The organism is Nocardia sp. NPDC060255, from assembly GCF_042727395.1.
Lineage (GTDB): Bacteria > Actinomycetota > Actinomycetes > Mycobacteriales > Mycobacteriaceae > Nocardia.
Genome location: NZ_JBHXAU010000002.1, coordinates 459,758 through 483,169, shown reverse-complemented (window position 1 = coordinate 483,169; position 23,412 = coordinate 459,758). Strand labels below are relative to the sequence as shown.

Sequence of the window (23,412 nt, the reverse complement as noted above, 5' to 3'; positions counted from 1 at the left end):
GCCAGGGCATCGTACGAGCGGCCATGCGCCATCCGGACTACCAACCGGACCGTGACTTCCGTACGTCCGACCCGAACGTAGCCTATGAACGCTCGACACTACGAGCCCAGCGCGACCAGGAAAGCTGAATCCTCCATCCGCACGGCAGAATTCGGTGCTTTCCGCCGAGATCACGCAGTAGGCACGAGGGGACCGGTGCTGCGGTCGGCCACCGCGCTGTCGGCGGAGCCCAGCCATTGGTCGAGGGCGTCGGTCAGGGTGTTGTGGGCGACAGGTGCGCCAGCGGGGTTGATCCACGCGACATAGCCGTCGGGCCTGATGAATACCGCGTCGCAGGCGGGGACATCGCCGAAGACGGGCAGATGCCAGGTGTCTGTTGACGAGGTGAGGTCGAGCCGGGCTTCGATGTAGTCCACCCGATCCGCCCACGGGGCCGACGCACCGGTCAACTCGGCGGTACCGAGGTTGATCAGCACCGGCCTTGCCTGATGCAGCAGGTCGAACACCCCGGTGGTGCCCTGTTCGGTGGACAGGGGCAGATCGGGCATGCGACGCCCGAGCAGGGGATGGGTGTCGCCGAGCGGGTAGCGCAGGTTCAGTCCGCTGAGAATCCCGCTGAGCCGCAGGCAGGTCTCGGGCACCGCGAGCATGTCCGTTACGACGCCGCGCAGCGCGTCCATCTGTGCTCCGGGCTTGATCAGTGCCGTCTGTGCTTTGGTCAGTTGGAGCACGGTGGACGCGACCGGGTGCCGCTCCTGGTGATAGGTGTCGAGCAGCGAGTCGGGCGCGGCGCCGTTCAGCACGGCGGCCAGTTTCCACCCCAGGTTCACCGCGTCCTGGATTCCGAGATTCAAGCCTTGCCCGCCGATGGGCGAATGAGTGTGCCCGGCATCGCCGGCCAGGAAGACCCGCCCGTGCCGGTATTCGGTGATCTGCCGGAACCCGTCGGAGAATCGTGACATCCATCGGGCCTCCCGCAGGCCGTAGTCGGTGCCGAGTCCGTCGCGCATGACCTCGCGCAGTTCGTCGAGGGTGACCGGCGCGGTGCGGTCGGCCGGCGGGGTGGCTCGCATCAGGCTCAGCCGGAACCAGCCCGGTTCGGCCCGAGATATCTGGTAGGTGCCGATTCGCTCGTTGCGGCCGAAGACGCCGCGGCCGTCGGGCGGGGAATCCAGTTGCACATCGCCGACTACCCAATAGGACACGGGCTCGTCGCCGGGGAACGGGACCTGGCAGATTCGTCGCACCGTGCTGTGGCCGCCGTCGCAGCCGACGAGGTAGTCGGCACGGATCGTGGCCGGGCCCGTTGGTCCTTCGACGAATACCTCGACATCGTCGTCGTCTTGCCGCAGGTCGACCACGGCGGTGGACCACAGGAACCGGATGCCGAGTTCGGTGGCCCGGGCGGCCAGGATCCGCTCGGTTTCGTGCTGCGGCAGGATCAGGGCCGACGGCCAGCCCGGATCGAGTTCGTGCGGGGCCATCGGGAGCCCGGAAAACAGTACGCCGGGAAGGACTTTGCCGCGGCTGAGGAATTCCTCGGCCAGCCCGCGCTGGGTGAGGATCTCGATGCTGCGGGCGTTGATGCCGGGTGCGCGTGACTCGCCGACGGTACCGGCCGCGCGCCGCTCGACCACGACGACGTCGACGCCGCCGAGCCGCAATTCGGCGGCCAGCATGAGGCCGGTCGGGCCGGCGCCGGCGATGATGACTTGGGCTTGCGCCACTGAAGAGTTAGAGTTCATAGGTTCCTATGTAACACTAGATAGGACCCTATGTAAAGGATGATATGGACCCCATCACCGCACCGAGCCTGGCCCAGCTGATCAACCGCGCATCCCGCGCGCTCGCGCGCGACGGAGACGCCACCCTTAAACCGCTCGGCCTGCGCTACGCCCAGGTACCCGTCCTCGCGCTGCTGCGCGAGGACGCGGAACGGACGCAGAAGGAACTGGCCGAGGCCACCGGCATCGAGCAGCCGTCGATGGCCCAGTTGCTCTCCCGGATGGACCGCGACGGGCTGATCCGCCGCACGCCGCACCCGCGCGATGCGCGCAGCCAGACGATCGCGCTGACGCCCGGCGGGGGTGCGGTGGTCGCCGACGCCCACGATCGGCTGGCCGCCCTCGACGACCGGGCCGTCACCGGGCTCACCGCCGCCGAGATCGGCATCCTGAAGGACCTGCTGACCCGGGTCGGCAACAATCTCGACCGGACGAAAGCGGCAATCGCCGACGAATCAGCTGCTCCAGGACGGTCGTGAGCTACACCGGCGGAGCCACGAAGACGCCGCGGTCGACGTCGTTGTGCAGCTCCTTGCCGACGGCCTCGTTCATCGGATTCGCGGTGCCCCACTGATCGCTCACCTGCTCGTCCAAGAACGTGTACTGGTGCGGATGCCAGATGTCCTCGTCCAGCTGCTCCATCTCGGTGGTGTATTCCATGGTGTTGCCGTGCGGATCGGCGAAGTACGAGAAGGTGTTGTCACCGGCCAGATGCCGGCCTGGTCCCCACGTCAGGGGCGCGCCCGCGCGGAGCAGGCGGCCGGTGCCCCGCATGAATTCGTCCAACCCGCGCAGCTCGAACGAGACGTGGTGCACCGACGCATGCGGGCCCGCCGCGATGCCGAGACTGTGGTGTTGCGGATTGATGCGCAGGAAGTTCATGACGTCGCCGGTATGCGGCGAGCCGATCGCATCGGACAGTGCGAAACCCAGGTGCCGTTCGTACCAGGTCCGGGTCGCGGCGATGCCGGGGCTGTTCACCACCACGTGCGACAGCCGGACCGGAATGGCTTCGCGCTCTTCGATTTTGCGGTGCACCCGCGCCGTCACGTCCGCGGACACCTCGACGGTGCGGCCGTCGACGTCGAAGAACCGGAAACCGTAGCCGCCGCCCGGTGTGTCGAGGGTGCCCGGCCGTGAGATCAGCCGCTCACCGGCCGCCAGCAGACGTTCGGCGAGCGCATCGACATCAGTCCGGGTCGCGGCCCCGAAGGCGAGGAGATCCAGGCGCTTCTCCTCGGCCCGGCGCAACCGCACGACGTAGTGCTCGGGTGAGCCCTCCGCGGCCAGGAAGGAGATCCCGGAGTCCTCCGCGACCGGCATGAGTCCCCATAGCGTCGAGAAGAATTCGAGCTGGCGCCGGTAGTCGGGAACGGCCAGATCGACGTGCCGGAGATGGGTGAGCAGACGCTGTGTCATGGTGTCGTCCTTGCTATTTCGCCGGAGGGCTGTCGCGCCGTCACAGCATCGGGTCGTCGACGTCGAACCCGAATTCGCTGCGCCCGAACAACACCAGCGCCCGCTCCGGATCGTTGGTGACATGACCGCGGCCGGTATGCACGTCCCGCCAGGCCCGCTGCAGCACGTTGCCGCCCGTGCGCATCGCGCCGCCGCCCGCGTTCTCCATCAGCAGATCGACGGCGGCCATCGCCCGCTCGGTGGCCAGCACCTGGTCGCGGCGCAGCCGGGTCCGCAACCGGACCGGCGGCGGGTGGCCCTCCTTGGCGTACGCATAGACCTCGGAGATGTTGCGGGACAGCTGCAGCCACGCGGCGTCGATCTCGCTCGCCGCACGGCCGGCCCTGATCTGCGCGAAGGGATCCTCGGCCGCCGGTGTGCCCCGGCCACTGACCCGGATGCGGTCGCGCATCGCGGTCAGATACGACTCGTAGGCGGCCTCGGCCATGCCGACGATCGGTGTCGAAATCGACGTGGTGAACAGTGAACCCAGCGGCAGCCGGTACACCGCCTCGGGATTGACGGCATGCCCGGGACGCACCGGCGCGGCGATCTGGCCGGCGGAGATGGTCCGGTACGCGGGGACGAAGACCTCCTCGACCGCGATGTCGTTACTGCCGGTGCCGCGCAACCCGACGGTGTCCCACACCGGGTCGATGCGGAAGTCGGAGCTCGGCAGCAGGAAGGTGCGCATGCCGACCGGATTGCCGCCGTCGTCGCGCACAATGGCGCCGAGCATCGCCCAGTCGGCGTGATCGCACCCGGACGCGAAACTCCATCGCCCCGACAGCACATAGCCGTCGGGTACGACGGTCACTTTTCCCATGGGCGCCAGCGAAAGGCATACTCGCGCATCGTGATCGGCGCCCCAGACATCGTCCTGCGCGCGGGCGTCGAACAAACCCAGCTGCCAGGTGTTCACGCCGAGCACGCCGGTCACCCAGCCCGTGGAACCGCATGCGCGGGCCAGCTCGCGCAGGCAGCACAGGAAGATCATCGGGTCGGCCGCGTAGCCGCCGTAGCGCCGGGGCCGCAGCAGGCGGAAGACTCCCGCCTCGGTCAATTCCTTGATCGTCGCTATCGGAACGCAGCGTGCGGCCTCGGCCTCGGCGGCACGATCACGTACCGCCGGAGCCAGCCCGCGAACCGCGGCTAGGACGTCGTGTTCACTCATGGGCTGCTCCGGATGCTCGTTGCCGCTACTCGCGGTGTGCGAGCCAGGCGAACGGTACGGATCGGGCAGCCGGCGGGACATAGTTTTTTCCCGCTCAGCGGAAGACCGGTATTCTCCCACTGACCGGAAGAACAAGGGGCGCAACGATGCCGGATTCAGTCGACCCCCCGGCCGCACCGTCCTTGCTGGACAAAGCGGCCAAGATCCTCGGCTGCTTCGAGGGCGCGGTGGCCACACTTACCCTCACCGATGTGGTGCGCCGCACGGGACTGTCCCAGAGCACCGTGCACCGGCTCATGGATCAGCTGCTCACCCTCGGATGGCTGGAGCGCGAGGGACGCAGATATCGCCTCGGGCTGCGCCTGTTCGAGCTCGGCGCCTACGCCTCCCGCCACAACCAGCTGCGCCGCGCCGCGTTGCCGCACTTGATTTCGTTGCACCACACGACCGGTCACTGGGCGCACCTGTCGGTCATCGACGGCGCCGAGGTGCTCTATCTCGACCAGATCGGCGATCCGAGCCGCTCGACCCTGCCGGTGGAGATCGGCACCCGGCTGCCGGTGCACTGCACGGCGGCGGGCAAGATCCTGCTCGCGTTCGGCCAGCCCGGTACCGCCGAAACACTGGCCGGTGACCTCGTCCCGCGCACCCGCCGCACCATCATCCGGGCCGATTCGCTGCGTAACGAGTTGACGGCGGCCCACCGGCAGGGGGTGGCCTTCGATCGCGAGGAGACCTTCCCCGGCGTGCTGTGCGCGGCCGCGCCGCTACGCGGATCCGGTCAGGCCCTGGGCGCGATCTCCCTGTCCTGGAAGGGAACTCGCGTCGACCGCGAGCGCATGGGGATTCTGGCGGGCCAGTGCGCCCGGACGATCTGGGCGGCACTGCTCGAATCCCGCCGCCGATACGGGCAGCAGCACCAGCCCCGAACCACGGCGCCCGCCGACCCCGACATCGCCGCGGTCACCACCTGGCTGCGCTTCAGCGAGTGGCAGTAGCGGCCTGCGGTGGGCCCTCGAGTCCGAGTAGCGCCGAGAGACTTTCGGCCGCAAGCTCTTCCGGCGGTGCGTTGAAGCCGAACAGGTCGTGGGGTCGGCGCAGGCTCAGCACCGCGATGCCGTGCAGCGTCGACCAGATGGATCGGGCCATGAGTTCCGGCGTCGGGCCGCGGCGGATCACGCCGGAATGCTGGGCCTCGGCAACGGTATTCAGCAAGATGTCGAATGATTCCAGACCGACCGGGCCGGTACCCGGGCGACTGCGGAACATCGTCGCGAACAAATCCGGATGCTCGCGCGCGAACCGCACATAGGCTCCGCCCAGGCTCAGCAATCGCGCGCCGACCTCCGGCGTGGCGGCAGCCGCCCGCGCGAGGTCTTGCCGCAGCGTCTCATAGCCCTGCTCGGCCACCGCCGTGAGCAGCTCCTCCTTTCCGGCGAAGTGGCGATAGGGTGCGGCGGTGCTCACGCCCGCACGACGGGCGACTTCATTGAGGCTGAAGTGCTCGTGCCCCTGCTCGGTGAGGATCTCCCGCGCGCCGTCGATCAGCGCCTGCCGGAGTGCGCCGTGATGGTAGGTCGTGCGTGCCACGTTGCTCCCGTCCGCCCTTTCTCTCCGTGCCGGCACCGGCCGACGCGCCGTCGGGCTCCGCCGGAACTCGCTATGTAAGTAACACTAACATCCTGCTATGTTAGAACTACTTACATTCCGGGAAGCCGCCGAACATCAGGAGCGCCAATGGTTTCCGCACCTCCCCGCCAAGACCGGCGACAGCCATCCCGACAGCGCGCACGCTGGAGCTGGGCCTGGGTCACGCTGTCCTCGGTCACCATCGCCGGATACTTCGTCGGCCAGTACGCCCAGGGCACCCTCGATTCCCTCGCCCATCGCCACGTCGGACTCGCGGCCAGCTACGCCTTCCGCGCATGGCCGATCCAGGCGGCCTTCTACCTGCACATCACCTTCGCTGGACTCGCCCTTGCCTTGGGCCCATGGCAATTCGCCACCCGGCTGCGCAGCCGACGACCCCGCATCCACCGTGCCATCGGACGGGCTTACCTCATCAGCGTCGCCATCGGTTCGATTGCGGCACTGGTGATGTCGATGTTCAGCTCGATCGGACTCAACGGCTTTTTCGGCTTCGGCACGCTGGCCGTGCTGTGGGGCTGGACGTCCTGGCGGGGGTATCGCGCCATCCGGGCGCGCGACTTCGCCGATCATCAGGCGTGGATGATCCGCAGCTTCGCGCTCACCTACGCGGCAGTGACGCTGCGACTGTGGTTCGGCGTGCTGATCTTCGCCCAAATTCCCTTCGTACACAGCGACGACCCGTTCGCCACCATCATGCGCGAGGCCTACGCACCGCTACCGTTCCTGTGCTGGCTACCCAACATCGTCATCGCCGAGCTCATCATCCGCGGCCGCGGGCTGCCCGGCCTGCGCGCCTCCCGGTAGGCCCAGGTCGCATATATGTTGAGCCCGCCGCGCAATCCCGTTGTTGGACAGTCGATTCGTAACCTGATCGCGGGGCGCGTCCATCCCGTAGGGTTTCCTCGGTGGTCGACTACTCGAGCCTCGTCTGTTACCCGGTGTACGTGTCGTGGACATAGCCGAGGAGGTGACCGGTGTCAGGCTGCGCAACTTCGATCTCAATTTGCTGATCCCGCTGCACGCGTTGCTGATGGAACGCAGTGTCACCAGGGCCGCCGAGCGGATGCTGATCGGCCAACCGGCGATGAGTGCGTCACTGAGCCGGCTGCGGCGCGTGTTCAACGACCCGCTGCTGGTCCGCATCGGCCGCCAGATGGAGCTGACGCCGCTGGCGGAATCGCTGCTGCCACAACTCGACGAGCTGCTGACCGGACTCAGGTCCCTGCTCGGCACCGGAGCGCACTTCGAACCGGCCAGCGACCATCGGGTGTTCACCATCGTCGCCAGCGACTACGTGATCGCAGTATTGCTCCGGCCGCTGATCCGCGAACTGGGTGTCGATACGCCGAATGTCCGGATAAGAATCGTGTCACTGCGGCCGGACATGGTGGACCAATTGCGCCGGAACCGATTCGACCTGTTGATCTGGCCGCCCAGCCTGCCGTTCGAAGAGTTGTCGGCCTTTCCGAACGTGCCGCTGTTCACGGACGAGTTCGTCGCGGTGGTGGACGAGCATCATCCGGAGGTCGGGTCGGAACTGCCTACCGCACAGTTGTCGGCGCTGCCGTATATCCGCGTCGAGGGCCCGACCGCCACGGTGATCGACGCTTACCTGGACGAGCGCAGCGTGCATCGGCAGGTAGCTGTCACCACGGGATCCTTTCTGAGCGGGGCGATCCTGGTGCCGGGCACCCGATTGGTGCTGATCATTCAGCGACGACTGTTCGAGCAGTTCGGCCGCGCCATCGGGTTGCGGGCCGCGCGACTGGAGCCCGAATACCCGACGCTGATCGAGGCGATGTACTGGCACCCAGGGCACACGATCGACCCGAGCCATCGGTGGCTACGGGAACGCGTCCAGCGGCTGGCCGCGAACCTGTAAGCCCTCGTGCTCGCGGGGCCCGCGGCGTCGGGCATCGTCGCCGTCGATGCGCCCCATCACCGGCGCGTAACTTTTGCATAACCTCGCCGACTCGTAATGTGTTGCCGGATAAGTAAATCGATAGACCAGCACGAATTGAGAATTCATGTCGACACCCGATGTCGTGGTGACGGTGTACGACGATGACCCACTTTCTCGCGCGGGCGTGGTCGCGCTGCTGGAGCGGCGGCGCGACACGGTCGTGCTGCTCGATCCCGGCGCGGCCGGTGACCACCGGAACGGGAATGTCGGGCTCGTCGTCGTCGACCTTTTGGACGAATTAGCACTGGCCAGGCTGCGGAAGCTGGTTATCGATACCGACCGGAGACTCGTGCTGGTGACCGGCGAGTTGGACGAGGCCCAGGTGCAACTGGTCATCGATGCCGGAGTGCAGAGTGTGATCTGGCGGCACCAGGTGACCGCCGAGCGGTTGGCGAAGGCGGTGGAGACGGCGTCGCGGGGCGAGGGGCATATTCCCGGAGATCTCCTGGTCAAAGTGCTTGCCCAACTGCGCAGAATACGCCGCGACAGCGCGGATAGTTCGGCCGAGACCGCCGTGCCGACCCGGCGCGAACTCGCCGTACTGGAACTCCTCGCCGACGGGTTGGATACCAAGGAAATCGCGGAACAGCTGTCCTACTCCGAACGCACGGTCAAAGGGGTGCTGCACGAGTTGACGACCCGGCTGCGGCTGCGGAACCGGGCACACGCGGTCGCCTTCGCGGTCCGGGAGGGCTACATATGAGCCAGCCTGCGATTGCCCGAAAAGACTGTCCGGCTGGACGTTTCGCTACCCGGTCCACTTCCGACAGGATGGAAACCAGCGCGGCCTGACGATGGCGATCGAGATCGGCTGCGAAATCGTAATCGACAGGTGGAGAGTCGCGCGGCGGTCTCTCCTTACGAATGGATGTCGAAATGCCGAAGTCGGTTGTGTTGTTCTCTGGTGGCGTCGAATCGACGGTGCTCGCCTATCAATTACACAGCCAGGGACATGATCTGCACCTACTGGCCATCGATTACGGGCAACGTCATCGGAACGAGCATGCGTTCGCACTCGGCACCGCCGAGCGACTCGACGCGTCGTTCGACGAACTCGATGTGCGCGGCATCGGTGCCATGCTGCCGGGGAATTCACTGACCGATCCCCGGGTGGACGTGACCGATTACGAAGCGGCGCCGCTCGGTGTGGCGCATGTGGTACCCAACCGCAATGCGGTGCTGCTCGCCATCGCCGTCGCGAGAGCCGTTGTGCTGGGCGCGGATCGAGTGGTCATCGGCTCGATCGCGGGCGACGCGCGCACCGGGGATTGCTCGAAGGATTTCATCGCCGCGTTCAACGCGATGGAACGGGTGGTCACGGCGGATTTCCCCGAGCAGATCGCCGTGGTGGCACCGCTGATCGGTATGGAGAAGTTCGAGGTGATCCGTCTCGGCGAGTCATTGGGGATTCCGTGGGACGAGACCTGGAGTTGTTTTCGGGGCGGTGACGCACAGTGCGGTACGTGCGCGACCTGCTACGACCGTCGCTCCGCCTTTCGTAAAGCAGGAGTGGACGACCCTACTCTTTATCTGAAGGACTGATCGCAATGTTACGTATCACCAAGGACTTTCAGTTCTCGGCAAGCCACCGGCTGGATCATCTGCCTGCCGACCACCAGTGCGCGCGGTTGCACGGGCACAACTATGTCGTTCAGTTGGAACTGTCCGCGGCCTCGCCGGACGATCTCAACGAAGCCGGTTTCGTGCGTGACTACGGTGATCTGTCGGATTTCAAGAAATGGATCGACGCGGAAATCGACCACCGGCATCTGAATGACGTGCTGCCCGACCGGAACCCGTCGGCGGAGAACCTGGCCGTCTGGATCTACGAAACCTGGTCGGCGCGCTTCGCCGAGATCAGCGCCGTCCGGGTATCGGAGACGCCGAAGACCTGGGCGGAGTACCGCCCGTGAGCGAGCGGCAGCCAGGCGCGGTCGTCACCGATCCGGTGGTGCTCGGCAAGGGCGAAAAGCGTTCGGACCGTGCGCTTGTCGTCAACGAGATATTCGGCCCGACCGTACAGGGTGAGGGGCCGTCGGCGGGCAGGCGGTGCGGATTTCTGCGGCTCGGTGGCTGCAATCTGTCCTGCCATTGGTGCGACACTCCGTATACCTGGGACTGGCGTGGCGTCAGCGACGCCGGGGCGGCATTCGACCCGCACAAGGAACTCGTGGTGCGTTCGATCGAGGACGTGCTCGCGGAACTGTTCGCGATGCGGGTGCCGCTCGTGGTGATCAGCGGTGGTGAACCGATGGCGCAGCAGGACAGGCTGATTCCGGTGCTGCGTGCGCTGTCGGAGCGCGGTGTCGCGGTGGAGATCGAGACGAACGGCACGGTTACCCCGTCCGACGCCGTGCTCGAACTCGGCGTGCGATTCAACGTGTCGCCCAAACTGAACCACTCCGGCGACCCGGAGCATCGGCGGATAAAGCCGGTCGCATTGCGAAAGCTCGGCGAAACACCGGGTGTGGCTTTCAAATTCGTGTGCCAGTCGCTCGACGATTTGGCCGAGGTGGCGGCGCTGCGCGACGAGATCGGTCTCGAGAATATCTGGATCATGCCCGAAGGAAAGACTCAGCAGCAGATCGTCGACAACATGCGGGCGATCGCTGACGAGACGGTGCGGCGCGGGTGGAATCTGACCACTCGGCTGCACATTCTCGCCTGGGGCGACAAGCGAGGAGTATAGAATGGCAGTGACGCTGGAGCCGGAACATGTCGGCGATTATCAGGACGAACCGGATCGTAATCCTGATCCGCTGGAGGCGATCGCCAGAAAACTACTCATTGCCATCGGCGAGGATCCGGACAGAGAGGGTCTCGCGCAGACGCCGCGCCGTTATGCGCGCTGGTGGCGGGAGTTCTCCGAATACGACCCCGGCAGCATCGAGACGCTGTTCGAGGGATTCACCGACAACCAACTGGTTTTCGTCTCGGACATTCGCGTCTGGTCATTGTGCGAACACCACTTGCTGCCGTTCAACTGCACGTTGAGCATCGCCTATCGCAGCGACAAACGACTGCTCGGTCTGTCGAAGTTCGCCAGAATCGCACACAAGCACGCGCACAAGTTGCAGGTGCAGGAACGCCTGGTTTCCGATGTGGCGGCGGAGATTTCGGCCGTCACCGGTTCGGCGGACGTCGCCGTGATCGGCAGGGGCGAGCACCTGTGTATGACGATGCGCGGTATACGCACCGGAGCCCAGATGACCTCGGCCTTTTTCAGCGGGGTTTTCGAGACAGACGGCCCAGAACGATCCCAACTACTTGCCCTCGCGCACACCTCCGGTGGCCAATCCCGCTGGTGAGAACGGACGAGCACATGAGCACCTCAGTTGCTGCTCTGCAGAATTTCTACCTTTCTCGAAATGTCGACGAGCCCAGCCTGTTCCAGGTGTGGGAGCGGGGCGAGGCGCGCGGTGATTCCGTCACGCCCGCCACCTACTCGGCACCCTATCGGGCGTGGATGCACTACAAGCTCGTTGTCGCGCTCAAGGAAAACGAGACCGACCGGCTGTTGAGCCTCGGCAGCGGCAACGCGGCGATAGAGCGGGGCGTGGTGCAGGACGGCTACCGCGTCCTCGCCGTCGACGCGATGCAGGAAGCGGTCGATCTGGCCCGCTCGAAAGGGGTCGACGCGCTGTGCGCGGACGTGCTGACCTGGTCACCGGACGGCAATTGGCCGGTGGTGTACGCCGATGGTCTGCTCGGGCATCTCTATGACCCGGACGACGGCCTGCTGCCGGTGTTCCGCCGCATCCACTCGTGGCTGTCCGACGGACCAGGCCGCGGCACCTTCATAGTCTCGAACGACAGTCCGGCCGAGACACATTCGGCGCAGGCCGCGCCCGGTGTCCCCGGTTTTCATTGGTTGTCCGCGCCCTACCTGCGAGACGAAGCGCTGCGGGCCGGTTTCACCGAGGTGACCGTCGATACGTTCGACTACGACCGACCGCTGTCGGGTCGGCGAACGCGCGCGGTGATCACCGCGAACCTCGAATCGCCCGCACCGGAGGAGCACGCGCGCCATGCCGATGAGTAAGGACTTCGAGAGTCGCCTCCATCCGGTATTGTCCACGGTCGCACAACGTTTCGGTACGCCGTTCCACATCTATGACGAGCTCGGCATTCACGAAACGTGCACGGCGTTCGAGACCGCGTTCCAGCACACCGCCTACCGCGAGCACTTCGCGGTGAAGGGGCTGCCCAACCCGGTGATGCTGCGCATGCTGGCCGAACGCGGGCTCGGCTTCGACTGCAGCTCACTGCCGGAGCTGACGCTGGCCACCCAGGCGGGCGCCGTCGGCCACGACATCTGCTTCACCTCGAACAACACCAGCCGAGTCGAACTCGAGGCGGCGCTGCGGCTCGGCGCGCTGATCACGGTGGACGACGTCACCGTGTTCGACAAGCTGGTAGAGATCGGCGATATGCCCGAAACCCTGTGTTTCCGAGTGCATCCCGGCATCGGCGGCGCGGAGGTCGGTGAGTCGTATCTCGGCAAGGCCGAGTCGGCGAAGTTCGGTGTGCCGACCGGCCGACTGGTCGAGCTGTGCGCCCGTGCGCGCCGGCACGGGGTGCGGTCGATCGGCCTGCACATGATGTTGGGCTCGGGTTTCCTGTCCTATCAACCGTTTCTGCGTAGCCTGGATCTGCTGCTGGAGCAGGGCGACCGGTTGCGCGAATCGTTGGGCTTAGCAATAGAATTCGTGAATCTGGGTGGGGGAATCGGCATTCCCTACCGGCCGGACGAGGACGCGTTCGATCTCGCAGGGCTCGGCCGTGCCATCCGTGACCGGCTGGCGCAGTGGGAGCGGCGCCACCGCGTACCGCGCCCGCGGGTGCTGTTCGAGAGCGGACGCTTCGTCACCGGACCACACGGTGTTCTGGTCACCCGGGTGGTCAACCGGATGAGCAAGGGGCGCGAGTACGTCGGCGTCGACGCGGGGATGAGCGCGCTCATGCGACCGGCACTGTACGGCGCGTACCACCACGTCACCGTGCCCGGTGGCGCGGACCGGCCGCGGGAGGTCGTGGACGTTGTCGGGTCGCTGTGCGAGAACAACGACAAGTTCGCGCAGCAGCGCGAGATTCCCGCGACGCGCGAGGGCGACTTCGTGCTCATCCACGACACCGGGGCGCACGCGCTGTCCATGGGGTTCGCCTACAACGGCCGACTTCGCCCGCAGGAGTTGCTGTTTCGTCGCGATGGCAGCGTCGAACGGATCCGCAGGGCGGAAAACGAGGGCGACTATTTCGCCACCCTGGACTTCGCGCCACTGCGGCTGGCGCCGAGCGAACTGCCGGTGGGTGCGGTGTGACGGCCGGACAGGTGTGGGGCAGGGCGCAGCTGCTCGCGTTGGCGACCGAGCACGGCCATGTGCCGCTCGACCTTTCGCTCGGGGTCGCCGCGGATCCGGAGCCGGTGGTTGCTCAGGTCGATGAGCGGCGGGGCGGGCCAGCGCAGTACCCACCCAGCCGGGGCACAGCGGAACTGCTTGCCGCAGTGCGCGGGTACCTCGCGCGCCGGTTCGGCGTGTCCGTGCCCGTCGACTCGATAGGCGTCTGTGCCGGCGCCAAGGAGTTCATCGCCACGGCGCCACTGTTGCTGCGCGACAGCCGCACCGGTGCGGACGCTCGGGACACCGTGTTGATTCCGGCCCTCGGCTATCCACCGTACGAACTGGGTGCGCGGCTGGCCGGGCTGCGACCCTACCGGGTGCCGGTGGATGCCGAGTTCCGGATGCGACTGGATTTGTTGCCGGAAGATGTTGCGGCGCGGGCGCTTTGCCTGTGGGTGAACAGTCCGGCGAATCCGACCGGCGTGCTCGAACCCTTGACACGGTGTGCCGAGTGGGGCCGGGAACGCGGTGTGCTGGTGCTCTCCGACGAGGCCTACGCGGACACCACCTGGTCCGGCCCGCCGCGCACGATCCTGTCCAGTGGCCCGGACGGCGTGCTGGCGGTGCACAGTCTGTCCAAGCGTTCCAACGCCCCGGGTCTGCGTGTCGCCAGCTATTCCGGCGATCGCCGAGTGGTCGAGCACCTGGCCGACCGCAGGCGCGCGGCCGGGTTCATGGCCGCCGGTCTCGCCCAGGCTAGGGCGGCGCTGCTATTCGGCGACGATCAGCAGGCGGCGGCACAACAGGCCCGCAACCGGCAGCGGCTCACCGACCTCGTCGCGGAGCTGAATGCCAACGGTCTGCGGTGCAGCGCGCCCGAAGGCGGTCTGTTCGTCTGGCTGCGGGTGCCGGACCGCGCCGCCGCCACCTTCGTGCGTGACGCGGCCATCCACGCGGGAATCGTGCTGGCGCAAGGTGACTCGTACGGGCCGGCCGGGCACGGACACGTGCGGATCGCCGCCGTGCACGACCGCGAGGTAGTCGCGCCTCGGCTCGCGTTGCTGTCAGAGCGACTGGTCGGCGTGTCGTGAGTTGACCACGTCGAATCGACCCCCTACTTGCACCAGCGAAGAGGAACACCATGACGAACGTCCTTCCTGTCCTGGATCTGCGGGACGCCGACCGGGGACCGTCGGCGCGTGCGACGTTTCTGACCGAGCTGTCGGCCGCTGTGCACGACGTCGGCTTTTTCCAGCTCGTCGGGCACGGTGTCGACAACGGCGCCGATATCCTGCGGCTGACCAGAGAGTTCTTCTCCCGGCCGGAATCGGAGCTCGCCGAGCTGAGCATCCTCGGGTCGCCGCACCTGCGCGGGTACTCCGAGGTCGGGCGGGAACTCACCAAGGGCGCGCCGGACCGGCGGCGCCAGCTCGACATCGGACCCGAACGCGCGCCGGGGCCGGAAGGTCCGGGCGCCGCACCGTGGGCGTGGTTGGCGGGCCCGAACCAGTGGCCGGCCGCGATGCCGGAACTCGAACCGGCGATCACCGACTGGATGGCCGCCCTGACGAGGCTGTCCTACCGGCTGCTCCGGCTGATCCTCGCGTCCCTCGACGCACCGGAAGATTTCCTGGACGACGTCGTCGCACCCGATCCCCAGGTGCACATGAAACTGCTGCACTACCCCGGGCGCGGCGGCGAACGACCGTCCGGCGACCAAGGCATCGGCGTGCACAAGGACTACGGCCTGCTTACGCTGCTGCTGCAGGACGACCATGGGGGCCTGCAGGTTTCGCTGACCGAGGGCGAATTCCTGGACGTGCCACCGCTTTCCGGCGCGTTCGTGGTCAATCTCGGTGAGCTGCTGGAGGTGTCGACACGTGGTTACCTCCGGGCCACCACCCATCGGGTGGTCAGCCCGCCGCCCGGGGTCGATCGCTATTCCACCCCGTTCTTCTACAACCCGAGGCTCGACGCGATCATGCGCCCGCTGCACACCGACGCGGTCCGGAACGCGGCCGGCGTGGTTCCCGACCCGGAGAATCCGCTCACGGCCAGCTACGGGGCCAACGTGCTGCGCGGCATGGTGCGGGCATTTCCGGAGTTGATCGCGCTGCACCATCCCGAGGTGCTCGATCGTTCCGCGTCACGGTGATGGGAATGGCGAGCCCGATGCCCGAGGCCGTCGACGAGTTATGGGAGCGGCGCGCCGACCTCTCCGCGAGTGACCCGGGCGCGCTGCCCGTGGTGGTGGCGGCGCTCGATCTGCTGGATTGCGGCGCGGCCGCGGTCGCGTGGATCGAACCGGACACCGACCGGGTGGTCGTGGACGAGCGAGCCCGACGCGCGATCTTGTTGTCGTTCAAGCTGTTTCCGATGCGCGAGAGCGCGGTCGGGCCGTTTCGCCAGCACGACCGGCTGCCGTTGAAGTCGGCGTTCCCGGGCGTCCGGCTGGTGCCGGGCGCCATCGCCCGGTACGGCTGCCACCTTGCCGCCGGCGTGGTGCTGATGCCGTCGTTCGTGAATATCGGCGCGCGGGTCGGGGCGGGAACGCTGGTCGACACATGGGCGACGGTCGGGTCGTGCGCGCAGGTCGGTGCGAACGTGCACCTGTCCGGTGGGGTCGGCCTCGGCGGCGTGCTGGAGCCGGCCGGCGCGGTGCCCGTCGTGGTGGAGGACGACGCGTTCGTCGGCTCGCGTTCGATCGTCGTCGAGGGCGCCAGGGTGCGCCAGGGTGCCAAACTCGGCGCCGGGGTGCTGCTGACCGGCACCAGCCGCGTGTTCGACGCCGAGACCGGTGCCGAACTGCCGCGCGGCGAGGCCCCCGCCTGGTCGGTCTGCGTGAACGCCACCCGGGTTCGCTCCTTTCCCGGCGGCGATTTCGGGGTGCCGTGCCTGCTGGTGATCAAACGGCTGGCACCGGGCGAACGGCACGACAAGTTGCTGCTGGACAGCCTGTTTCGAGAACACGGCAGTGCCGCCTAGGCGGCTGCCCACTACCTGTTTCGACCGAGGAAAGAGCGCGTTATGAGCACAGATCGCCCGGCCGTCGTGTTGGTGGATCCGACTCGCAATGGTGCAGGCTACAAGTCGGCGGCACGTGAGCTCGGGTTCACTGTCGTCTCGGTGTATACCTGCGAATACACCACCGCCGCATCGGATCACGCCGATGGGGACGACCTGACGTACTACGCGAGCTCCCCGGATCAGGCGGTGCGCATGCTGACCGAAGCCGGACTGCCGATCAGGGCGATCGTGCCCGCGATGGAGGTGAGCACGCACATCGCGGACCGGATCGCCCAGCTGTTCGGCCTGCCGGGCAACGATCACACACTGGCCTGGGCGCGCCGCAACAAGGCGGCCATGCGCGAGCATGCCCGCGCCGCCGGTCTGCGCATCCCGGAGTTCCGCCTGGTGCATGCCAAGGACGACATCGTTGCGGCGGCACACGACATCGGATTCCCGGCCATCCTGAAACCCACCGCCAGCGCCGGTTCGCGGGGCGTGACACTGTTGCCGGACGCCGCGTCCCTGGCCGACCTCGGCCACCTCGAAACCCTCGACGCCTTCGACGTGCCTATCTCGGAATGGTTGGTGGAGCGCTACATCCGGGGCCGCGAGATCTCGGCGAACTACTACAGTTTCGAGGGCGAGCACCGCCTGGTCGACATGTGGGAATACCTGCAGCCCGACGACCGCGACTACGACTTCCCGATCTGGGACAACATCCAGCTCGACGACACCCACCCCGAGTGGTATCGCGTCGACGAGTACGTGCGGACCGTCCTCGACGCCTTCGGTATCGAGCGCGGCCCGAGCCACGTCGAGGTCAAGTGCGCGGCGGACGGCATCTACCTGATGGAGATCGCCGCCCGCCTGCCCGGCGGTCCGATGGTCGGAATGTGGCTCGAGCACAGCGATTTCCGCCCCTTCCATGATTCGATTCGGTGCTTCCTCGGTACCCGCCCGCTGATGTTCGACGCGCCCCTCGAGTTCACCGCCCGATGCGGTGCGCTGGCGATCCACAACGAGCAGGGCCCCGGAACCTTGGTCGCTATTCACGGACTCGAGGTGGTGCGCGGCCTTCCCGGTATCGACGAGGTGCTCGTCGATTGTCGGCCCGGCGACCATGTTCCGGTGACCCGCGACGATCTCACCATCCCGCTCGGGTTCTATGTGTCCGGCGCGGACAGCGACGACGTGCTGCGCACCCTCGCGACCATCCGCGCCGAGGTGTCGCTGGAAATCGCGCACGGGCAGGCATGATGACCCGATTTACGGTCGAGCAACGGCGCCTGCGTGGCGAGGTTCGAGAGTTGCTGTCCCGCAGCGATGTTCAGGAGGAGCTGGCCGGGCTGGGCGGCGGCGCGAGCGCCGGTCGCCCGGAGCGGCATCCGTGGGGCGTGTACCGGCTGCTCGGCGCGCGCGGCTTGATCGCGCCGCACTGGCCGGTTCGCTACGGCGGACGCGGACTGGGGTGGGTGGCGGCGGGTATCGTCGCCGAAGAGCTTGCGCTGCACGGTGTGCCGGACACCGCGATCGTCAACGGCATCTACAACGTCGGGCAGGTCGTGTTGCTCGCGGGCACGCCGGCCCAACGGCAGCGCGTCCTGCCCGGCCTCGCCTCCGGTCGCAGCCTCGCCACCGCACTGCTCACGGAGCCGGAGGCCGGTTCGGACCTGGCCTCCCTGCGGAGTGTGGCGACCAAGACGGCGACCGGGTGGCTGCTGAGCGGGACCAAGGTGTGGAATGCCAAGGCGCACCTGGCCGACCTGGCGATCTGCGTGGCGCGCACCGGCGACGGGGACGGCTACGCGGGACTCAGCCTGTTCCTTGTCCCGTTGCGCGCCAAGGAAATTCGGGTCACCGCCCTCGATACGACCAACGTCGAGACGTTGTACGAGGTCGTCTTCGACCAGTTGCCGGTCGACGACGATCGGCTACTCGGCCCGGTCGGGCAGGGGTGGCCGCTGCTGGTCGGCGCGCTGACCCTGGAACGAGCGGGGCTCGGTTATCACGGGCGCGCGGCCCGGTGGCTCACCGCACTGGCCGACCACCTGCGGCGCATCGACGGGCCGCTCGGCGTCGAGAGCGACCATCGAATCGCGGGGCTGGCGCGCAGCACCCGGGCCGGTCGCGAACTGGCCTGGCATGCGGTGCGCGTGCTCGCCGCGCAGGGGCCCGAGGCCGCCGCGGTGCCCGCCGCGATCGCGAAATGGTTCAACACCGAACTCGCCGCCGACATCGTCGACCACGCTCGTTCGGTCGACGCGGAGTTGTCCGACGGTGCGTCCGAATCGAGTTTGGTTGCGGCGCAACGGGAAGCGGTGGGCCTCACGCTGGCGGCGGGCACCTCGGAAATGATGCTCTCGATCATCCAGGCGAACCTGCGCGGGCTGCTCGGCGGCCCGGTCGTCGACGCCGTGCGGCCGGCCGGGCCGCGAGACCTGTTGGGGGAGTTGCGATCTGCCTATCGGCTCGGCGACACCGGGGCCGCGCCGCCCGACCTCGGCCGGGTGGTGCTGGCCCGCCTCGACGCCGAACGCGCCGGCCTGCCGGGATCGGAGATGCTCGTCGCGGCGGTGGAACACGGGTATGACAGCCCGCTGCGACCCGGCCCGCTGAAGGTCGAGAGCCGGCTCGGCGGCGGGTGGTCGGCCAGGGGGACCCGCTGGGCACAGGCGCGCGGCGACGGCACCGGACCGATCGAAGTGCTGCTCCCGCTGGTGCTCGACGATTCGACGATCACGGTCGCGGTGGTGCCCGCGGCTCGGGCCGGCGTTGTCATCGAACCGGCTCGGGCGCCGGAGTCGCCGGTGTCGTGCCGGATTCATCTGAACGATGTGCGGATCGAGCCCGGCGACGTGCTGCGGTCGGCCGACTTTCCGGCCGCCGTCGCCCAGGCCCGCCTCGTCGCCGCCGGATATCTGCTCGGCGGCTGCCGCCGGATGCTGCGTGCCGCGCAGGAATGGACCGACGCTCGCCGGCAATTCGGCCGTCCGCTGTCGGCCAACCAGTCGGTCGGACACGCCATGGCCGCCGCATGGGCACGAACCCAGGGCGCCTGGCTGCTGACCGAACAGGTGGCGGCGGAGCTGGCCGACGGTCTCCTCGCACCCGAGGAGACCGTCGGCGCAGTGGTTCTCGCGGCCGAGGCGGCCGCCGAGGTGACCCGGCTCGCGACGCGGATGTGCGGCGCGCACGGACTCTTGCGCCGCGGGCCGATCCAGGACTTCGCCCGTCTCGCGCGATATCCCGCGGCGGCGCTCGGCACGCTCGCGGCCGTCCGCACCGAAGCCACCGACAGCGCGGCGACGCTGCCCGATCATGCGGTCGAAACCGTTCCCGCCGTGGCGGATTCGCCGACTCCCGCCGCGATCACTCCGGAATACCGGCTCGTCGAACGACAGGCCCGGCTGACGCCGACCGCGGTCGCGCTCGTCAGCGGCGGCGAGCGGGTGACCTACGCGGACCTGAACGCTCGGGCCAATCGCGTCGCCCATGCCCTGCGCGACTACGGCGTCGGGCCGGACGTACCGGTCGGCGTCTGTGTGGAGCGATCGATCGACCTGGTGGTCGCGGTGCTCGGCGTGCTCAAATCCGGCGGCGCCTACGTTCCGCTCGATCCGGCGCATCCGCCGAATCGCCTGCGCGACATGATCGATGACGCCGACCCGGCCGTTGTCGTCACGCACGACTGGATGCGCGAGTGGCTTTCCGACGAACGTCTACTGCTCTGCCTGGATAGCGACGAATCGCTGCCGGCCCAGCCGATCACCGATTTGCAAGGCACACCGAACCCCGGCAACTTGATGTACATCATGTACACCTCGGGGTCGACCGGGCGGCCGAAGGGCGTGATGGTGCCGCACAGCGCGATCGCCAATCGCATGGCTTGGGACCGGACGACGTTCCCGCTGTCCGAAACCGATGCGGTACTGCAGCTGACGTCCATGAGCTTCGACCCGTCGGTGTGGGAGATCTTCGCGGCACTCACCAGCGGCGCCCGCCTGATCATCCTGCCGCCGCAGGCCAACCTCGACCCGCGCACCGTCGTCGACGTCGTCATGGCCGAGCGGGTGACCGCGCTGACGGGCGTGCCGTCGCAGATCACCCTGTTGGTCGAGCAGCAACCCGGACTGCTGGACTGTCCGTCACTGCGGTACGTGTTCTGTGGCGGCGACGTTCTTCCGCCTGCGCTGGCCCGGCTGTTCCCGCCGGACCGGTCGCCCACGCTCTACAACATGTACGGACCGACCGAGGCCGCGATCGACGCCACCGCATGGCGATCCGGTCGATTCGAGGGGCCGGTACCGATCGGGTACCCCATCGGCGGAGTGTCGGTGTCCGTGCGGGACGGCGACCTGACCGAGGTCGGTGCCGGGCAGGTCGGCGAGCTGTGGATCGGCGGGGACGGACTGGCCAGGGGCTACTGGGGCCGGCCGGCCGAGACGGCCGACGCCTTCCGGCCCGATCCGGCGGGTGCGCCGGGTTCACGCGTCTATCGCACCGGGGATCGGGTGCGCCGCATGGCCGATGGCGGTCTGGAGTTCCTCGGCCGGATCGATCGTCAGGCGAAGATTCGCGGGCATCGCGTCGAGCCCGCGGAGGTCGAGGTCGCGCTGCGGCGACTGCTCGACCTCGAGGAGGTCGCGGTGGTCGCGACGAACGGGCGGCTGTGCGCGTTCGTGGTCGGCCCGTCGGACGTTCGGGATCTGCGCTCGCGGCTGCGCGGACAACTCCCGGATCACCTCGTGCCCGCCCGCCTGGTGCCGGTCGCGGAACTGGTCCGGGGCCCGTCGGGCAAGATCGACTACGCGCGACTGCGCGACCTGGCCGACCCGCCGATCGATCGGCCGTCGACGGATCGTCCCGGCGACCGGGCGGCAGCCCTGACCGGACTTGTCGCGGAACTGCTCGGGCTCGCGGAGGTCACCGTTGACGACGAATTCTTTGCGCTGGGCGGAGATTCGCTGAGCGCAGCACAACTGGTCACCCGTGCGACGCGAGACCTGAAACTGCCGCTGACGCTGGACATGCTGCTCGCCACACCGGCATTGGGTGAACTCGTCGCGATGGTCCGGCAGGACGGCGCATGAGGTCGGCGAGCATCAGGCTCCTGTGTTTCCCCGCAGCGGGTGGCTACAGCGCGCCGTATCGGGCCTGGCGCACGATGCTGCCCCCCGAGGTGGAGGTTCATCCAGTGGACCTGCCCGAGGGCTGCGCCGACGTGGATTCCCTGCTGGCGGTACTAGATTCGTCGGTGGCGGCGCTGGTCGATCGCCCGACGGTGCTGTTCGGCCACAGCTTCGGCGGACTGGTCTCGTACGAGCTCGCGCAGCGCCTCCAGGATCGCCGTCTGCCCCTTGCCCGTCTCGCCGTCTCCGCCAGTGCGCCACCGCATCTCGCTGCCTCGGCGCGTGGCGACTTCGTTGCCGATTCAGCTCGGCTGGCGGCGTGGTTCACGCTGGCCGACGGCTATCGCCATCGGCCACGGCCGCCGTTGACGTGCCCGATCTCGGTCTTCGGTGGGCTGACCGACACGACCGTGCGCCGCGACGAGTTGGCCGCCTGGCAGGACCATACGGTCGGCACGTGCCGGCTTCGGATGCTGCCGGGCTCGCATGATCTCCTGCGCGAGGGCGGCACCTACCTGGCTCGGGCACTCGCCAAGGATCTCCTGGACGACGCCCGCCAGGCCGCTACATGAAGGCCGCCTATCGCGTGCTGCTCGCCGCGCCGGGCAGCGGCAGGCTGCTGTCGGCCAGTCTGGCGTCGAAGCTGCCCATCAACGCCTTCTCCGTGAGTGCCCTGCTGCTGTTGTCTCCCCGGTATTCCTACGCCGCAGCGGGTTTGGTGATCGCCACGATGCTGGTGGCGAACGCGGTGAGCAGTCCGGCGCGCGGCAGGCTCGCCGACCGGTACTCGGCGCCTGCCGTCCTCGGCGGGTGCCTCGTCGGCTACCTGATCGGCATCGCCGGACTCTGTGTCTGCGCGGCTGCCCGACTGCCACTCGGGCTGGTGTTCGCCTCGGCCGCGCTGATCGGGCTGTCGTTCCCGCCGGTGAGCATCCTGCTGCGCGGCCACTGGGTCGCGATCGCGGGGGAGCGCGGACTCACCGCGGCCAATTCGGTGGAGTCCGCGCTCATGGATCTGACCCTCATCACCGGCCCCGCGCTGGCCGCCTGGCTGAGCGTCGCGGCCTCGCCATTCGCGCCGTTCTTCGCGACCAGCGCGCTGATGGCGGTCGCGGTGGCCTTGATGTCGACGGTGCGCGTCGGACCGCGTGCGCCGGCGGAGCACCCGGGTGACTGGGCGGGGCCGCTGCGGGCGCGGCCACTGCTGCTGGTGCTCGGTGCGCTGCTGTTCTTCTCCGCGGCGCTCTCGGTGATCGAGGTGGTGCTGCCCATCTACGCCCAGCAACACCAGGTCAGCGGGTACAGCGGCGGGTTCCTCGCGGGACTGTCGGTGGGCAGCATCGTCGGTGCGCTGGTTTTCGGTCCGATGTCCTCGCCGAGGCGACCGATACTGCCCATACTGCTCGGTCTGTTCGTCGCCGGCGCGCTGCTGCTCGGGTTCGCGATGACCATCGGGCCGCTCGTCGTGCTGGCCATCTGCCCACTCGCCGGCCTGGCGATCGGCAGCACCTTCACCCACCTGTACACGGCGGTGTGGACGGTCGGACCGACCGGCTACGAGAACGAGACACAAGGCTGGGCCACCAGCCTCACGACGACCGGCGCCGCGGCCGGATCCGCTGCGGGTGCCGTGGTCGCCGGACTCACGGCCGCACCGACTTTCGTGTTGCTGAGCGCACCCACCGCACTGATCGCCGCCGCGCTCGTCCTCCGAGCGCGACCTCGACGCAGCGCGTCGCTCGCCTAGTACCCATTCCAGCCACCGGACCGACTGCTCGGTGGCGGTGATTGCGAAGGATCTGCGGACGACGGTGAACCTGGAGGGAGCGAACATCGTTCATCTGTATTGAACGCCCTGAGACCGAGAACTGAGTGCTGTCGGGTGCGGCCCGATGGTCGTCAG

At 68.0% G+C, this 23,412-nt stretch carries 22 protein-coding genes; 18 read left to right on the top strand and 4 right to left on the bottom strand.

The genetic code is table 11. The features are described 5' to 3' along the window. Window positions 1-170 precede the first annotated feature (170 nt). Window positions 171-1,745 (bottom strand): FAD-dependent monooxygenase, encoded by a 1,575-nt coding sequence (locus tag ACFWF1_RS07995; RefSeq protein ID WP_379291941.1) that lies wholly within the window; start codon window positions 1,743-1,745, stop codon window positions 171-173. A gap of 44 nt (window positions 1,746-1,789) precedes the next feature. Here ACFWF1_RS07995 and ACFWF1_RS07990 point away from each other — a divergent pair, with 44 nt between their 5' ends. After that, a complete protein-coding gene (locus ACFWF1_RS07990; RefSeq protein ID WP_379322159.1) occupies window positions 1,790-2,263 on the top strand; it encodes a MarR family winged helix-turn-helix transcriptional regulator in 474 nt (157 codons plus the stop codon). A 1-nt stretch (window position 2,264) separates the two neighbouring features. On the opposite strand, the gene ACFWF1_RS07985 is transcribed toward ACFWF1_RS07990, so the two are convergent. Together ACFWF1_RS07985 and hsaA are read right to left on the bottom strand one after the other, a co-directional pair. After that, window positions 2,265-3,203, bottom strand: a complete 939-nt coding sequence (locus ACFWF1_RS07985) for a VOC family protein (RefSeq protein ID WP_379290682.1) — start codon at window positions 3,201-3,203, stop codon at window positions 2,265-2,267. Window positions 3,204-3,243: 40 nt separating this feature from the next. Further along, window positions 3,244-4,416 (bottom strand): 3-hydroxy-9,10-secoandrosta-1,3,5(10)-triene-9,17-dione monooxygenase oxygenase subunit, encoded by a 1,173-nt coding sequence (hsaA, locus tag ACFWF1_RS07980; protein ID WP_379290684.1) that lies wholly within the window; start codon window positions 4,414-4,416, stop codon window positions 3,244-3,246. Window positions 4,417-4,562: 146 nt separating this feature from the next. Between hsaA and ACFWF1_RS07975 the strand changes: the two genes are divergently transcribed. Then, a complete protein-coding gene (locus ACFWF1_RS07975) occupies window positions 4,563-5,414 on the top strand; it encodes an IclR family transcriptional regulator (RefSeq protein ID WP_379290685.1) in 852 nt (283 codons plus the stop codon). Here ACFWF1_RS07975 and ACFWF1_RS07970 read toward each other — a convergent pair. Further along, window positions 5,398-6,006, bottom strand: a complete 609-nt coding sequence (locus tag ACFWF1_RS07970) for a TetR/AcrR family transcriptional regulator (RefSeq protein WP_379290687.1) — start codon at window positions 6,004-6,006, stop codon at window positions 5,398-5,400. The two genes, ACFWF1_RS07975 and ACFWF1_RS07970, sit on opposite strands and share 17 nt — an antisense overlap. Window positions 6,007-6,153: 147 nt before the next feature. Between ACFWF1_RS07970 and ACFWF1_RS07965 the strand changes: the two genes are divergently transcribed. The 16 genes from ACFWF1_RS07965 (at window position 6,154) to ACFWF1_RS07890 (ending at window position 23,256) form a co-directional block, all read left to right on the top strand. Further along, the gene (locus ACFWF1_RS07965; protein ID WP_379290689.1) at window positions 6,154-6,870 is read left to right on the top strand and encodes a DUF2306 domain-containing protein; all 717 of its coding nucleotides are present in this window, start codon (window positions 6,154-6,156) and stop codon (window positions 6,868-6,870) included. A gap of 145 nt (window positions 6,871-7,015) precedes the next feature. After that, window positions 7,016-7,948, top strand: a complete 933-nt coding sequence (locus tag ACFWF1_RS07960) for a LysR family transcriptional regulator (protein ID WP_379290691.1) — start codon at window positions 7,016-7,018, stop codon at window positions 7,946-7,948. Between the two features lie 145 nt (window positions 7,949-8,093). Further along, window positions 8,094-8,732 carry a response regulator transcription factor gene (locus ACFWF1_RS07955; RefSeq protein WP_379290692.1) on the top strand — a complete coding sequence of 213 codons (639 nt, stop codon included), beginning with the start codon at window positions 8,094-8,096 and terminating at the stop codon, window positions 8,730-8,732. 173 nt (window positions 8,733-8,905) lie between these two features. Continuing rightward, on the top strand, window positions 8,906-9,571 hold the full coding sequence (locus ACFWF1_RS07950) for a 7-cyano-7-deazaguanine synthase (RefSeq protein WP_379290694.1): 666 nt from the start codon (window positions 8,906-8,908) through the stop codon (window positions 9,569-9,571). A 5-nt stretch (window positions 9,572-9,576) separates the two neighbouring features. Further along, a complete protein-coding gene (gene queD, locus ACFWF1_RS07945; RefSeq protein ID WP_379290696.1) occupies window positions 9,577-9,942 on the top strand; it encodes a 6-carboxytetrahydropterin synthase QueD in 366 nt (121 codons plus the stop codon). Beyond that, window positions 9,939-10,718 (top strand): 7-carboxy-7-deazaguanine synthase QueE, encoded by a 780-nt coding sequence (locus tag ACFWF1_RS07940; RefSeq protein ID WP_379290697.1) that lies wholly within the window; start codon window positions 9,939-9,941, stop codon window positions 10,716-10,718. Before queD ends, ACFWF1_RS07940 begins: the two co-directional genes overlap by 4 nt. A 1-nt stretch (window position 10,719) precedes the next feature. After that, window positions 10,720-11,337 (top strand): GTP cyclohydrolase I, encoded by a 618-nt coding sequence (gene folE, locus ACFWF1_RS07935; RefSeq protein WP_379290699.1) that lies wholly within the window; start codon window positions 10,720-10,722, stop codon window positions 11,335-11,337. A 14-nt stretch (window positions 11,338-11,351) separates the two neighbouring features. After that, window positions 11,352-12,071: a class I SAM-dependent methyltransferase gene (locus ACFWF1_RS07930; protein ID WP_379290701.1), complete on the top strand. Its 720-nt coding sequence runs from the start codon at window positions 11,352-11,354 to the stop codon at window positions 12,069-12,071. Continuing rightward, window positions 12,058-13,350, top strand: coding sequence for a diaminopimelate decarboxylase (gene lysA / locus ACFWF1_RS07925; RefSeq protein ID WP_379290702.1), 1,293 nt, complete (start codon window positions 12,058-12,060; stop codon window positions 13,348-13,350). The genes ACFWF1_RS07930 and lysA overlap by 14 nt, the downstream gene beginning before the upstream one ends. Next, window positions 13,347-14,462, top strand: a complete 1,116-nt coding sequence (locus tag ACFWF1_RS07920) for a pyridoxal phosphate-dependent aminotransferase (protein ID WP_379290704.1) — start codon at window positions 13,347-13,349, stop codon at window positions 14,460-14,462. The genes lysA and ACFWF1_RS07920 overlap by 4 nt, the downstream gene beginning before the upstream one ends. A gap of 50 nt (window positions 14,463-14,512) precedes the next feature. Next, window positions 14,513-15,526, top strand: a complete 1,014-nt coding sequence (locus ACFWF1_RS07915) for an isopenicillin N synthase family dioxygenase (protein WP_379290706.1) — start codon at window positions 14,513-14,515, stop codon at window positions 15,524-15,526. Window positions 15,527-15,531: 5 nt separating this feature from the next. Continuing rightward, window positions 15,532-16,356: a 2,3,4,5-tetrahydropyridine-2,6-dicarboxylate N-succinyltransferase gene (locus ACFWF1_RS07910; RefSeq protein WP_379290708.1), complete on the top strand. Its 825-nt coding sequence runs from the start codon at window positions 15,532-15,534 to the stop codon at window positions 16,354-16,356. A gap of 42 nt (window positions 16,357-16,398) precedes the next feature. Then, window positions 16,399-17,637, top strand: coding sequence for an ATP-grasp domain-containing protein (locus tag ACFWF1_RS07905; RefSeq protein WP_379290710.1), 1,239 nt, complete (start codon window positions 16,399-16,401; stop codon window positions 17,635-17,637). Beyond that, window positions 17,637-21,470 carry an amino acid adenylation domain-containing protein gene (locus tag ACFWF1_RS07900; RefSeq protein ID WP_379290712.1) on the top strand — a complete coding sequence of 1,278 codons (3,834 nt, stop codon included), beginning with the start codon at window positions 17,637-17,639 and terminating at the stop codon, window positions 21,468-21,470. The genes ACFWF1_RS07905 and ACFWF1_RS07900 overlap by 1 nt, the downstream gene beginning before the upstream one ends. Then, window positions 21,467-22,081 carry a thioesterase II family protein gene (locus tag ACFWF1_RS07895; protein ID WP_379290714.1) on the top strand — a complete coding sequence of 205 codons (615 nt, stop codon included), beginning with the start codon at window positions 21,467-21,469 and terminating at the stop codon, window positions 22,079-22,081. The genes ACFWF1_RS07900 and ACFWF1_RS07895 overlap by 4 nt, the downstream gene beginning before the upstream one ends. Beyond that, window positions 22,078-23,256: an MFS transporter gene (locus ACFWF1_RS07890; protein ID WP_379290715.1), complete on the top strand. Its 1,179-nt coding sequence runs from the start codon at window positions 22,078-22,080 to the stop codon at window positions 23,254-23,256. Before ACFWF1_RS07895 ends, ACFWF1_RS07890 begins: the two co-directional genes overlap by 4 nt. Window positions 23,257-23,412 lie beyond the last annotated feature (156 nt).